The sequence below is a fragment of the Streptomyces mexicanus genome, assembly GCF_902506575.1.
GTDB lineage: Bacteria > Actinomycetota > Actinomycetes > Streptomycetales > Streptomycetaceae > Streptomyces > Streptomyces mexicanus.
The window spans coordinates 6,521,290-6,534,573 of the sequence record NZ_LR732544.1 but is presented as its reverse complement, the minus strand read 5'-3'; the positions used below and the strand labels follow the sequence as shown (position 1 = coordinate 6,534,573).

The window sequence follows — 13,284 nt, the reverse complement described above, 5'->3', positions numbered from 1 at the left end:
GGGCTGCCGCGGGTGGTCGGCATTGGGGCGGTAGTTGGGATTGGGGATGTGCCGTTGCCTGCCGGGCGCCGCCGATGGTCCAGGAGGCTGCGGGGCGGTGACGGGGGCGAGGAGTGCGTCGACGGTCAGCCCGAATGCCTGGGCCAGTTTGGTGAGGGTGTCGAAGGAAGGCTCGCGGTCGCCGTTCTCCAGTTGGCTGATGTAGGGGTAGGACAGGCCGGAGCGCTCGGCCAGGTCCTTGCGGCTCCAGCCGCGCTCGTTGCGGAGGTCGAGCAGTGACCTGCCCAGTCGCGGGAGGTTCTTCGCCCTCCGGTCCGAGATGCCCATCGATATTGCTCCTTGCGTATCCGATGCTCACAGCATTATGCTCGCAGCATATCAATCGGGGGTGGCTGCGGAAGCCGCTTCCGCAGCACCGAGGGGGGATGCGCATGCGCATCGACGTACGCTCGCAGTTCGATCTCATCGCGCAGGGCGTGGACGAACTGGTCCCGGTCCTGGTCGACATCACCGCGCCCCACCTGGACGAGGCCAGCGCGGACACCCGGCCGCCGCACACCCTGCAGGTGGTCCTCGACCGCAGCGGCTCCATGGGGAGGGGGCCCCTGGAGGTGGCCAAGACGGCGCTCAAGGACCTGGTCGACCGCCTGCGGCCGGACGACAACTTCGGGTTGGTCGCCTTCGACGACCAGGTCCAGGTCGTCGTCCCGGCAGGCCCGCTGACGGACAAGGACTCGGTGAAGGCCGCCATTACGGGCCTGCGCCCCGGTGGCACCACCAACCTGTCCGCCGGCTACCTGCGCGGGCTGCAGGAGGCCGAGCGGGTGGCCAAGGAGGCCGGCGCCACCGTACTGCTGGTCAGCGACGGGCACGCCAACTGCGGCGTCACCGACCCGGAGATCCTCGGCGAGAAGGCCGACCAGGCGTTCCACCGGGGCATCACCACCTCCGCGCTCGGCATCGGCGAGGGATACGACGAACACCTGCTGGCCGCGCTGGCCTGCGGCGGTCGCGGCAACGACGGAATGGCCGAGCACACCGACGCTGCCGCGCAGTTCATCGCGGCCCAGGTCGACGGTCTGCTGTCCCAGGCGGCCCAGGCCGTCAGCCTGCTGCTGCGGATGGAGTCCATTGTGCGCGGGGTCGAGCTCGTCAACGAGCTGCCCGTCACCGTTACGCCGGACGGTGTCCTGATCGAGCTGGGCAGCCTGTACTCCGGGGAGACGCGCACCCTGACCCTCGTCCTCGACGTCCCGGCCGGCCCCCCGCCGGGCCCCGTGCGACTCGGCGAACTGGAGCTGTCCTGGGCCGAGCTGCCCACGCTCAAGCAGCACACCGCCACTGTCTCCCTGGACGCCGAGGTGGCGCCGCCCTCCGTGGCCGCCACCCGCACCGCGGATCCGCGCGTCGCCACCGAACTCGTCTTTCAGCGGGCCCAGCAGGCCAAGCGGCGCGCCGCCGTCGCCCTCAGGAACCGGAACCCGCAGGAAGCACTCGAGGAGCTGCGCCGAGCGCGCGACGCCGTGCAGGCTGCCACTGCCTCGGCGCCGGTCGAGATGGCCACAGACCTCGACGAGGAGCTCGCCATTCTTGGAGCCCTGATCCGGCAAACCAAGTCCGGCAACTACTCCCGCTCCGCCAAGGCCGCACTCAAGCGCGTCGGCGACGCCAGTCGCAGCCGCGGCCGCCAGTTCGCCGCGGGCACCGGGCTCGACCACCACGACTGGACCGATCAGCCCGGTGCGAGTCGACCGACCCCGGCGCGGCACTCGAAGACACCCCGCCGGGCCTGGATCGACCTCGCCGAGGCCGTCCGCACCCTTCCCCTGACGCCCCAGGACCGCGAACCCATCGCCGAGGCCATTGCCGCCCTCCTGGACGGCCGCCCCGACTTCAACGCCTCCCGCTTCCGCCGCCACGCGCTGTCCACCAAATCCCGCGGCTGCGGCACCGACCACACGCCGGACTCGCTGTTCTAACCGCACAGGCGACCAATCAACAGAATCCCGCAGCGCGCGCTACCGGCTCTCGCGCCTGTCCCCATCGCTTCGCCGCCAAGGCCGCGGGCCGCAGCTCCGAGCCTGCAGCCGCTTTGCGGGGCGCCATACCCGACCAGGTGCCGGGCCGGTCACCGGGGCGGGGCCGCCGGCCCCGCCCGACGCTCACCGTGCCCACATGTCCCGTGTCCGCGCTACCGGCGGCGGAGAGTCAACTGATGGGAGGTTGCCCATGGCCGACGCGCAAGACCGTCTCCTGGCGTGGCTGAAGGCGGCTCCGAAGACGCTGTCCTGGACCCAGGACCACATGGCCTGGCGGGACGCGAGCGGCACCCAGGTATTGCACGGGTACGTCGACGTCGACATCCCGCAGGCCAGCGCGGCGGCGGGACTGGGCTGGACGTGGACGGTGGCCTCCGACCCGGACATCGACGAAGGGGACAGAGACCTCTGGTTCGTCATCGAACTTCCCTACACGGTCACCGTCTACGGGGTGGAGGATCCGGCCCGCACCGCGCTGCCGGCCGCTGCCATCGTCCCGGCCGGAGAGGAACCCACCGCCGAGCAGGTGCAACGCTTCGCACAGTTGGCCACCGAGCACAGCGGGCGTACCCGCGTCGCCGGCGGCTGGCTTCCGGAGGACATCAGCAAAGCCGTCGCGGGCTGGATTTTTCGCCACACCGGACTCCGGAAGGAACTCCACTACGACTCGTCCCTGACCTCACGCATGGCCGAGATACTCATGAGACGGCTTGAGTCCGAGGAGTAGATCCTTGGGGAGTATCAGAACGGGATTTAGCGGTAGTCGCCGATCACCTCGGTGACTGTGCTGGAGGGCAGAGCCGATGCACTGACTGTCTCGCCAAGTGCGGCGCGGCCGCCCTCAGCCTCCTCGACCACCACGAGGAAGCGCCCGTAGTCATCCTGTGCGACAGCATCGAGGCGGTGGAGGTGACGAACGCGGCCCTGGACAGCGCAGACCTGGCAGTGGCCCACCGCACCCTCCTCCTCCCGGAGAGCAGGCACCTCATGGATCGTCTGCTGCGCCACCGCTACCGCGTCCAGGTCCGCTGGCCCAAGGGGCACATCGGACACGACCTCAACGAAGCCGCCGACGCCCTCGCCGGCCTCGCCTTCCGCCGTGCCACCGGCCGTATCTCTCCTCTCACGGCCCGCAAGGAGGAGGCGCGGACCCTGCGCTCACTCGGCTCCGGGGACCGCCCCTCCTCAGCCGCTGCCTGACGCCCCGAGGCCGGGGTCCCTCGCACCGACATGACGACGAGGTCTTGGTGGAGGACTGCATACAGCTGCCGTGCCCGGCCCGGCGGTGGACCGATAGTGTGCGGCCGTGGAAAGCGGATATCTGGTGATGCGCCGTCAGAACGGCAATAAGGGCGAAAAGTACGTGGGAACGGTTCGCTTGGTCGAGGACGACAGCGCCGTCATCGAGTGGCCGGGAGGCCGACGAAGTCGGATCCCGCTGCCGGCACCTTCCGATATTACAGTCATACCTGTTGGATCGGTGCGGTACCGAGCGCTGAGGGACTTCCAAGAGCTGAAGAAGGAGTTCTCGAAGTCGCCCGTACCGGTCCTGGTGGCACTCCTCGAAGAGATGGGTGGGGAAGCGACCGTCAAGCAACTACAGGATGAGACACGCCACCTCGGGCTGGCGGCTGAGCACGACAACACTTGGTGGATCAGCATCCGCAAGCGCTTGCTCGGACAGCCTCGGGTCACCGAGAGCAAGTCGAACGGACCTTTGAAGCTCATTGACGATCCGTTCCAGAAGGAGCGGGATCTGCCGGCACGCGAGGCCTTGGAATTCCTGGCGACGCCGGCGACCAAGCGTCCGAGGGGACTTGACCAGGCACTGCGGGAAGCGGTCCACGCTGGACAGTCGGAGTTGACCGCGTACGAGCGTGTCGCCGCCCACGTGCTCAAGGTGCCCCTGAGCGCATGGCCGGCGAGCACGAACGAGTACACCCCCCAGGGCGTGTCGCAAAAAGTGCTGGCCATGGCCGTGGAATTCCTCGCCGATGCAACGAAGGGCCAGCGCCGCGCCAAGAACCCGACGGCCGAGCCTTCACCGAAGCTGGGCAAGGGGGGCGCCCCGCCGGCTGCGGCGGTCACGCCCCTTCTCGTGGGCCTGGTGACGACCCCCGAGGACAGCGCTGCAGCCGACCAGGCGGCGAAGCTGCCTCGTGGGCTCATGGCACAGGCGTGCGTCATGGCCGTCATGGCCCGCTTCGAGAGCGAGGACCGCACGGTAGGGGGTGACCACCTGCTGCGTCGCGGCACCGTGCTGCTCCCGGAGGCACTCGACGAAAGCCCCCTGGTCCCTGCCTCGCAGCGCGAAGCATTCGCGGAGGAACTCCTCGTGCGGGCGCTGGATCTCCTCCTGCGGTCCGCCGGGCAGCGGCCGCCGTCCGCCCCTGAGCGCGAGTGGGTCGACCTGGTCCTGACCGCAGTGCCCGAGCACACGCTCCAGCTCGGTGTCGCCGCGACCGATACCGAGGATCTGGCGGCGGCGCTGAAGGCGCTTCCGGACCGCCCGGACGGGAGCCGCGAGCGGGTGATGCTCGTCCTGGCGTCGCTTGCCGACACGCCGGACAACGCCGAGCAGCCTGGAACGCCCGCCAATCCCGCGGAGGCGTCCGCGAAGTCCGCCGAGTCTGCCTCCGCCGGAATCGATCCCGGTCCGGCCGAGGATGCGTCGGCCGAAGAGCCGAAGGTGCAGGAATCACAATCCGAGCTGGCACCGGCCGTCACCGTCGATGCCGGTACTCCGGCGCAAGAGCAGGAAGCCGAAGGCGACGCCCCCGGCGACACCGGTCCGGCCGAGGATGCGCCGACCGAAGAGCCGACGGCACAGGCGCCGCAGACTGGGTCCCCGACGCCGGCCACGACCACCGACACCGACGCTCCGGCGCAAGAACCCAAAGCAGACGGCGACGCCCCCGACGACGCCGATCCGGCCGAGGACGCGCCGACCGAAGAGCCGAAGGCACAGGAATCACAATCCGAGCCGACGCCGGCCGCCACCGCCGATGCCGACACCCCGGCACCGAAGTCGGAGGAAGCCGATGACACACCCGCGGGTACTGCTGGAGCTCCGGCGCCCGTAACGGTTCTCGCGCCTGAGGAGCGCAACCGTTACGACATCGCTCTGAGCCGGGAGCGCGCCGTGGCGCAGGCGCTGCGCAGTGAGCGGGACCAGCTCAAGCAGGAACTGGCAGCCAGCCAGCGCCGGTACGACCGTGTCGGCGAGGAATTCGCCGAGCTGCGCGCCCGGCTCGACGCGGTGACAGTGGAGCTGGCGGCCGCCACTCGGCGCGGGGAGGCGTTGACCCGGCAGGCGCAGCGGCGGGAGCAGGAGCTGCGGCAGGCGCGCCAGGCGGGACGAGCCGCCTCCCAGTCGCAGTTGCGGCAGGCGCGAATCGACGGGCTCCGAGCGCTCGCGGCCGTGCTGGCGGAGGTCGCCGACCAGGCGGCGCACGCGACGGAGGAGTCGGACCCGTCCCGTGCCCTGTACCGGAGGGTCCTGGCCCAGGCGGCGACGGCCGGGCTCGTGGACATCGGCACCATCGGCGAGGAGACCGAATTCGATCCCTCGCGCCACCAGGCACCGACCGGTCCGGCGGAACGGGTCGTCGTCGAGCGACCCGGATTCGCCTGGCGGGCGGGAGGCGCGCAAGAAGAAGTCGTGCTGTTGCCGGCCCAGGTCCGGCGAGCAGAACCGTGAGCGAACACAGATCACAGAGGCCGTTCGCACCATCCGGTCCATTGAACGGCCGGCCCTCAGGAGGACATGCGTGAGCGATGACAGACCGCTGGTAGGCATCGATTTCGGTACGGCCACCACGCTGGTGACCCAGCGAATGCCCCACAGCTACGCCGAGACCGTGCCGATCGGCACCAGTACGGCCTGGATGCCCAGTGTGGTGGCCGCCTCACCACAGGGTGGGTTGGTGTTCGGGGAGGCTGCGGAAGCCGCCGGAGGCTCCGGGGCCATACGTTCCGTCAAACAGAACATCACCGAGGGCCGGAACGAGCCGCTGCGCCTCGGGGCGGACGCCCGCAACGCGGCGGCGTTCACTCCGGACCAGCTCATCGTGGGCTTGCTGCGACATGTGGTGCTGCTGGCGAAGGCCAACGGGGCCGAGGTCGACGACGCGGACTTCCGCCTCGCCTGCCCGGCGATCGGGGACGGCCCCCGCCGCAAGCGGCTGGCCTCCCTCGCCGCGGAAGCCGGGATCCCGGTGGCCGTCGCCAATATCGTCGACGAACCGATCGCAGCCGGACTGGCCTGGTCCGAAGGGCTCCACGACCGCGACGGTTACGCACCCGAGGGCACCGTCCTGGTCTTCGACTACGGCGGCGGCACGCTCGACATCGCGCTCATGTCGGTGGGTGAGGACCTCGACGACGCCGAGCCGGAACTGACCGTCCTGTCGGCCCGCGGTGTCGCGGAGGCCGGTGACGCCCTGGACCACCGGATCGCGAAGGACCTGGAACGGGACCTGGAGGCAGCGGGCTTCCCGGTCGATCGCCTGCCCGAACCGCAGAGCGTGCGGTCGCTGCTCCTGCTGGCCGCCCGCCGCCTCAAGGTCCTCCTCTCCGACACGCGCTTCGACACCCAGAGCGTGCCGATCGGCGGCGGCCACACCTCACTGCCGATGCTGGAGTACACGCGGGAGCGCCTGGAGCACGCCTTCCGCCCGCAACTGGACAGGGCGCTGCAGCACGTCAGAGCCGCCCTGTGCGAGCGGCGCCTGCGCCGCCGGACCGTGCCGGATCTGGACGCGCTCGTCCGGACGCCCCTGGAGGAACTGGCCCACGACGTCCAGTACGTTCTCCTGGCCGGCGGCATGTCGCAGGTCCCCCTCGTCCGCGAGGAGTTCACGCGCATCTTCCCGCAGGCCCAAGTGGAGTACGACCAGTCGCTGGACACGCCGGAGGAGTCCGTCGCGACCGGCCTGGTGGTGCGCTCCGACCGCTACCACCGGCTCTCGCTTCCCCGGCCGGGCTTCGACCTGGTGCTGGAGTGGCAGGACGAGCACGGCGACGTCCGCCGCGAGACGCTCTACCCGGCTTTCGAGCCGCTCTACACCACGGACCAGATCTTCCGCCGTGAGAGGGACCTCGCCCACCGGTACCAGAAGCAGATCCACGGCCTCGGCCGGGAAACCACCGCGGCGCTGCGTGCCCTCTCGGTCGACGGCGAACCGCTGGACTTCCTGGTCGACGGCCGTCCCACGCCTCACCTGCCGGTCTCACTGCGGCGGTACACGGAGTTCACGTTCTCGCTGAAGGTCTCCGGTGAGATCTACGTACGGGACTGTGCCTTCCGCGAGTCACGCTTCCGCGTGGACCGGTGGCCGATCCTGCGCGGGGGCGAACGCACCTCCGTGAAGCTGAGCACCATGGGCAAGGTTCCGGAGCAGCGCGACGCCACCGCGTTCAAGTTCACCGACTTCTACTCCCATCCCCACCAGTGACTCGTCAGCCCTCCACCAGCACCAGCGCCACCGTCTCGGTGGAGAGGCTGAAACGGGAGTCACGGTCCATCTGGGCGAGGCGGGCCTCGCGCTGGGTCTCCAGGTGGCCGATCCGGCCGGCGTGAAGACGCCTGATGGACGAATTGGCCACCTCGTCGGCGAGCCGACGCGCCTGCTCGATCTTGTGACGGAAGGTGTCGTCCACCGTCGCGCGCCGGCCCGCCGCCACGGCGTCGTTCTCCGCCTTGTAGCTGTCCTGGGCCCGGTACTCCTTCTCCGCCGCCAGATCTTGCACGGCGTCGAGGATCCCGGGCAGGGACGCCGACACCCCGGCCGGCAAGGCCTGCGGCACGTCCTCAAGGTCACCGGCGGCAAGGGCGGTCAGCAACGCGGACCCCACCTCCAGCACCTCCCTGCCGGTGGCGGTGTCGAGGGTGGTGGTCCACAGCTCGCGGCGCGGACGGGCACCGTCCACGCGGGCGAGGGTGACCTGCACCAGGTAGCGGGAACCCGGAGGAAGCCCCGGCACCCGCACCCGGCCGTAGCGGCCGAGCCGTTCCTCGTGCTCCGCGAACCACCAGTGGGCGGTACGCACCAGGGGATGCCGCACGCTCAGCAGCGGCGCGCCCGTCTCCGTGCTCGTACGGGAGGTGAAACAGGCACGCAGCACCTGCTGCCCGCCCCCCACCCGAGCCATCAGGTCACTGCCCCTGGGGAACGGGAAGGCTCCCGCGTTGCTGGCCTCGTACATGGTCTTGCGCAGCTCTGCGCTGCCGGTGATGTCCACCAGGTCCTCGGCGCCCGCGACCTGCCGCACCTTGCCGTATCCGGTTTCCTCGAGGAACGCCTCCACCAGTCCGCGCAGTTCCTTGGGACCGAGATAGCGGCCGCGGCCGGGGCTCTCCTCGTCGAAACCCTCGACGAGGAGATCGTCCAGACCGGTGAGCACCTCCCTGGCCTTTTCCAGGGTCCGGATGTCCTTCTCACGGTCCACCCGGGCGACCTCGATCCGCTCGATCTGACGGCGGCGCTCCTGCGGGCTGAGACTGGGATCCAGCACGACGCGCTGCAGGTTGCGGAGGCTGCCGCGCAGGATCGGCTCGAGCTCTCCGATGGAGGACTGGAAGACGCCGATTCGTTGGTACAGGCGCTGGAAGATGTCGGTCTCGATGGTGCCCGGCACCTGCATATTGAAGATGAAGATCTTCTCATGCTTCTGTCCGAACCGGTCGAGACGACCGATGCGCTGCTCCACCCGCATCGGGTTCCACGGCAGGTCGTAGTTGACCAGCACGTTGCAGAACTCGAAGTCCAGGCCCTCGCTGCCGACCTCGCTCACCAGGAGCAGATCGAAGCGCCCGGCCCGGAAGTCCGCCATGATGCAGGTGCGTTCCTCCTGCGGCACGCCGCCGTGCATGACCCGCACACGGAACTCTTCGCCGAGCCTGCCGGCCAAGTACTCCAGGGTGCGGGTGAAGAAGGAGAACACCATGGCCTGCCGAAGTCCCTTGGCCCGGGCGTCCCTCAGCATGGCGACGAAGGCGTCGAACTTCGTGTCGGGCAGCGGCCTGAGGAGCTCGGGCAGACGACGCGCCAACTGCTCGGCCTCGTCGTCGGCCGCCCGGGCGACGTCCTCCGCCGCGATGTCGCTCTCGGTGTCGTCGTCCAGCAGCAGCTCCTCTTCGACCTCGAGGTCGGCGGCCTTCTCCTGGAAGCGTTCCCGCAGACGCTGCTGCATGGCGGGGATGCAACTCGCGGCCTGCCGGAGCCACATCTGCGCGGCGAACCCCGCCGCCGTGCCACTGCGAGCGGCCCGCTGCAGGCACCAGGCGTGCAGCCGGTCGTAGAACTCGCGCTCCTGCGCAGTCCACTGGACCCGTACGTCCTCGGGCTGCCGCACCGCCTTCGCGTCGGGAGTGTCCGCCTTCCGGGTGCGGGTCACGATGTCGGCCAAGGCATTGAGGTCCGCGATGCACCTCCTGGCCTCGGACAGCTGCCGCGCCGACAGCGGGTCCGAAGTGTCGAGGATCCGCTGGAGACGCTTGTACTCCGGTCGCCTGGCGACCAGCTGCCCGAACCGCGACCGATTGACACGCTTCAGGACCGGCAGAAGCGTCTTCGCTCCACCCGGGGTGCCTCCCGCACCCTGCGCGAGACGGGCGGCGACATCGTTCAGATGCCCATTGGGCTCCAGTTGGCTCTCGAAGACGCGAGGATCGGGGAACGCGCTCGGGTCGAGCAGGTGGACGAGGGTGTACAGGTCCTGATTGCCGAGGTTCAGCGGGGTCGCCGAGAGGAAGATCAGGGCATCGGCCCAGTCCGCCAGCTGACTGACCGCGGCGTGGCTCCGGCTGGCCGCATTGCGTACGTAGTGGGCCTCGTCGACGATCACCAGGTCGAAGCGGGGGTGGAGCTCGGCGAGCTCGGTGAGCTGACCCGCACGCCGCAACCGCTCCAGCGAAACCACCCCCGCGAAGGGCTGCTCGTCCTCACCCCGGCGCAACAACGACAGGAGCTCCTCCATCCCCTCGTTGTCGAGGACACGCAGCTGCCGGTCGAAGCGCTGGCTCATCTCGTCGCGCCACTTGTGCACCAGCGCGGCCGGACAGACCACCAGTCCACGGAAGTGAAGGGCAGCGCGCCGCTCCGTCGTGCGTGCCAAATGGGTACGCTGCTCCAGCTCGTTCCAGATCAGCCCGGCCTCAATGGTCTTGCCCAGACCCACCTCATCGGCGATCAGCAGCCGCTGGCGGTCGGAGTTCATCAGCTTGAGCACCGGGCGGAACTGGTACGGCCGGAAGACCGTCCGGCTCGACTGGAACGAGTACACCGTGTCGGTGAGGGGCGTGCTGAGCTTGGCTAGCGTCAACCGCAACGCCGTGTCCGCGGCCGAAACAGGAGTGCTGCGGATCCAGTCCTCCGGCTCGTCGGACATGTCGTCGACGGCCTCGAGGGCGTTCTCGAAGACCTTGATCGGCCGCCGGTCGGGACCCCGCAGCGTGTACTGATGGCCGGCCCCGCGCACCGCACGCACACCCGTGACGGTGAAGACCCCTTCCCGAGCCGCCACGCGTACGACGTCTCCCACCGCGTAAGCGGCAGGAGCAGCCGACGCGCCACTGCGCGCGCTCTCCCTCCAATCCCGGTAGAACATCAGGGCGCGGTGCAGCATGTGGTCGTCGTCGACGTCTCGAAGCCGCTTGTGCTCGGGCGGAACCGAGGTGCCGCCGCCGCTCAGCACGAGTGCGGCGGAAGCGACACCGGACGGTCTCCTCGACTGGAACACGTACAGCCCGGACGGCAGGGTGCGGCCCTCCGGGAGCGCGGCCGCCGGAAGCCGACGCATGTGCGGCAGACCAAGCCGGTCCGCGGCCTCCTGGATGTCGTAGAGAATTTCCGGTACGTCACCTACCAGCTCGCGGGCAGCGTCCACATCCCCCCATGGGCTGTACCGCAGCCGCATCATGTCGTCATCGACGGGCACCCCGCTCGATACTCCCGAGCCTTCACCCTCAAACGCTGTAGGTCCGCTCAATGTCCCCACCCCTGTCGTATCCTGCCCCCCAGCAGTACCAGCCACACGATAGTCGCCCTGGTCAACTACTGAGAGGGCCCCACCGACCCGGTAGGGCGGCACCGACACTTCCGACCGTGTACAGGCTCGGCGAGCGCGGAGCGAGCCACTCGTCGTGCCCGGAGGGCTCGGCAAGGCGGCGGGTCCTGTGCCACGTGGTGCTGACACACGGACCGCCCCTTAATGCGCTTCGCCAGGCCCGGCATGGGCTTGGGACGGAAACCGCCGTGGCCGCTCGGCTTCCTGGCGTATCCGGCCTTGGGGAAGCCGCTGAGCGGATCGTCGACGCTGGGCGCCTGATCGGTCGGACCTCCGAACAGAACGGCAAGAAGCCGACCTCCTGGTTCCTGCTGTCACAGGACAAGTGGGGAAGCGTCCGCACAATGTATCCGGTCGAGAAGCCGATTGATCCGATCGGGTGAGCGGAAGGAACTGAATGGAAATCCACCTGCAGAACAGCCTACATGAGCGTATCTCTGAAAAGGTTGGGGACGACCTCAATCAGAGTTTCCTGTCTTTGTGCCGGGAGGCACCCGAGAGCAGCGTCCTGCGAGGGGTGCAGGCGATCGGTGACACGATGTTCAATGAGCTGCAGTGTCGTCGCCTAGTGGATGAGCTGACCAGGATTCCTGAGGCCAGCCGGCTACCAGTGATCCGACGCGTCACGGAGCTGGCGTTGCAGGCATCCTCCTGCCATGGGTATTTGTACATTTCAGGGGACTGACGCTCATACCTGGACGGGGTGGACTTTGTTCCACCCCGTCTTCCCGTCTCATACTGAGCATGACGACCTAGCGCTTCAGAGGAAGAAGACTCATATGCCCCTTGTCGTATACATAGAGGACCAGAATCACGAGCGCATGGCCAAGACTCACGAAGACCGGAAAGAGGCCTTTCTTGCTTTGTGTGAAGCGGCGCCCGAGGGAAGCATTCTGCGCGCGGTGAACCGCTACGGCGACACCATGTTCAACGAGATCCAGCTGATTCAGTTTGTGGCCGAACTGAATCAGCTGCCTGTTGACAAGAGGAACAGCACTGTGCGAAAGCTTGCGGCTGCGGCTGAATTCGCGATCGCGTCCCACGGGTATCTTTACTTCGTTGGAGCCGATTTCGAGCCACGTCAAGAACCGTAGTCTCTCAGGTGTCGGAGCGCCCTGCGACAGAGGTGGGGAGTCTCGGATTCCTGGTGCTCGGGTGCAGTGCGGTTGGAGTGAGGCGGAGCGGGATGCCTGCGCCAATGACCTCGCTGGGTGGACGACCGGGCGCTGATCGCGGTCTCGACCTCGAACCGCTCGAAGGTGGGCGAGCTTTTTCCCGAGCTGCCGTTGATGGCCGGCTACCAGTGCCAGTACGTGGCTGACTGGGTGGGCGACAAGACCCGCTAAGACCGTGTCCCATGTGGTGAGGCGAATGAGACGCTTGTAGCAGCACAGGGCGGCGGCGAGGCCAAGAAATGCCAGGTAGTTGCGGGGATCGCGCTCGTATCGGGGGCTGAGCCTGCGGTAGCCGGACAGCCAGGAGATCGTCCGCTCGATCACCCAACGACGGCGGCCCAGGCGTTCGCTGGACTCGATGCCTTTGCGGGCGATGCGCACGCCGATGTGTTTGCCGCGTAACCATTTCCGCAGGTGGGGGACGTCATACGCTTGTCGGCGTGCAGGCGCTGAGGCTTGAAGTGGCGGCCGCGGTGGGGGTCGTGTCTCGTTTGGTGACCCTCGACCGTGGGCTTCAGCGCTTCGCTGTCGTGGGTGTTGGCGGCCGAGACACCGACGACCAGGGGCAGTCCGTTCGCGTCCGGCAGGACGTGCATCTTGGAACCCGGCTTGCCCCGGTCCACGGGGCTGGGACCTGTGAGTTCGCCCCTTTTTCAGCACGCACGTGAGCGGAGTCGAGGACCACGCGCGAGACGTCGATGAGGTCGGCGTCATCGAGTCGGTGCAGCACCGCTTCGTGCAGCCGGCCCCACACGCTGGCCCGCGACCAGATCAGGAACCGGCGGTGCGCGGTCGACTTCGATATCCCGAAACACGGTGGGAGGGCCCGCCAGGCACAACCGCTGACCAGCACGTAGATGATCGCCGCGAACAGCGTCTCATCAGGCGTGTCCTGCGTTCCCCCGCCCTGTGGCCGCACCTTCGACGGTGGGATCAGCGGCTCGGCGATCTCCCACAGCCCGTCCGGAACAATCCAACTCCACGTACCCCGCCCCATGTAC

Annotated in this window: 11 protein-coding genes and 1 pseudogene; 9 read left to right on the top strand and 3 right to left on the bottom strand. The window is 68.6% G+C overall.

The window, feature by feature from the left end; genetic code table 11:
• On the bottom strand, positions 1 to 327 hold a 327-nt coding region (locus GV126_RS29205), incomplete at its 3' end, for a helix-turn-helix domain-containing protein (protein ID WP_159672340.1).
• A 104-nt stretch (positions 328 to 431) separates the two neighbouring features.
• Here GV126_RS29205 and GV126_RS29200 point away from each other — a divergent pair.
• From GV126_RS29200 to GV126_RS29180, 5 genes are all read left to right on the top strand, one after another.
• Positions 432 to 1,979, top strand: a complete 1,548-nt coding sequence (locus GV126_RS29200) for a vWA domain-containing protein (protein ID WP_159672338.1) — start codon at positions 432 to 434, stop codon at positions 1,977 to 1,979.
• Between the two features lie 250 nt (positions 1,980 to 2,229).
• On the top strand, positions 2,230 to 2,766 hold the full coding sequence (locus tag GV126_RS29195) for a hypothetical protein (protein WP_159672336.1): 537 nt from the start codon (positions 2,230 to 2,232) through the stop codon (positions 2,764 to 2,766).
• A gap of 176 nt (positions 2,767 to 2,942) precedes the next feature.
• Entirely contained in the window at positions 2,943 to 3,239 is a 297-nt protein-coding gene (locus GV126_RS29190; protein WP_159672334.1) for a ribonuclease H family protein, read from the top strand.
• A 106-nt stretch (positions 3,240 to 3,345) separates the two neighbouring features.
• A complete protein-coding gene (locus tag GV126_RS29185; RefSeq protein WP_159672332.1) occupies positions 3,346 to 5,739 on the top strand; it encodes a hypothetical protein in 2,394 nt (797 codons plus the stop codon).
• Between the two features lie 70 nt (positions 5,740 to 5,809).
• Entirely contained in the window at positions 5,810 to 7,495 is a 1,686-nt protein-coding gene (locus tag GV126_RS29180) for an Hsp70 family protein (protein WP_159672331.1), read from the top strand.
• Between the two features lie 4 nt (positions 7,496 to 7,499).
• On the opposite strand, the gene GV126_RS29175 is transcribed toward GV126_RS29180, so the two are convergent.
• The gene (locus GV126_RS29175) at positions 7,500 to 11,138 is read right to left on the bottom strand and encodes a DEAD/DEAH box helicase (protein ID WP_159672329.1); all 3,639 of its coding nucleotides are present in this window, start codon (positions 11,136 to 11,138) and stop codon (positions 7,500 to 7,502) included.
• Between the two features lie 158 nt (positions 11,139 to 11,296).
• Between GV126_RS29175 and GV126_RS29170 the strand changes: the two genes are divergently transcribed.
• From GV126_RS29170 to GV126_RS37225, 4 genes are all read left to right on the top strand, one after another.
• Complete coding sequence (locus GV126_RS29170; RefSeq protein WP_159672327.1) at positions 11,297 to 11,491, top strand: hypothetical protein; 195 nt, start codon at positions 11,297 to 11,299, stop codon at positions 11,489 to 11,491.
• 14 nt (positions 11,492 to 11,505) lie between these two features.
• Positions 11,506 to 11,793 carry a hypothetical protein gene (locus tag GV126_RS29165; protein WP_159672325.1) on the top strand — a complete coding sequence of 96 codons (288 nt, stop codon included), beginning with the start codon at positions 11,506 to 11,508 and terminating at the stop codon, positions 11,791 to 11,793.
• 136 nt (positions 11,794 to 11,929) lie between these two features.
• A complete protein-coding gene (locus tag GV126_RS35915; RefSeq protein WP_185947097.1) occupies positions 11,930 to 12,202 on the top strand; it encodes a hypothetical protein in 273 nt (90 codons plus the stop codon).
• A gap of 117 nt (positions 12,203 to 12,319) precedes the next feature.
• Positions 12,320 to 12,454: a hypothetical protein gene (locus tag GV126_RS37225; RefSeq protein ID WP_268977509.1), complete on the top strand. Its 135-nt coding sequence runs from the start codon at positions 12,320 to 12,322 to the stop codon at positions 12,452 to 12,454.
• Between the two features lie 12 nt (positions 12,455 to 12,466).
• Here the strand turns inward: GV126_RS37225 and GV126_RS29160 are convergent.
• Positions 12,467 to 13,280, bottom strand: a pseudogene (locus tag GV126_RS29160) (IS5 family transposase); the annotation flags it as partial.
• Between the last annotated feature and the right edge of the window lie 4 nt (positions 13,281 to 13,284).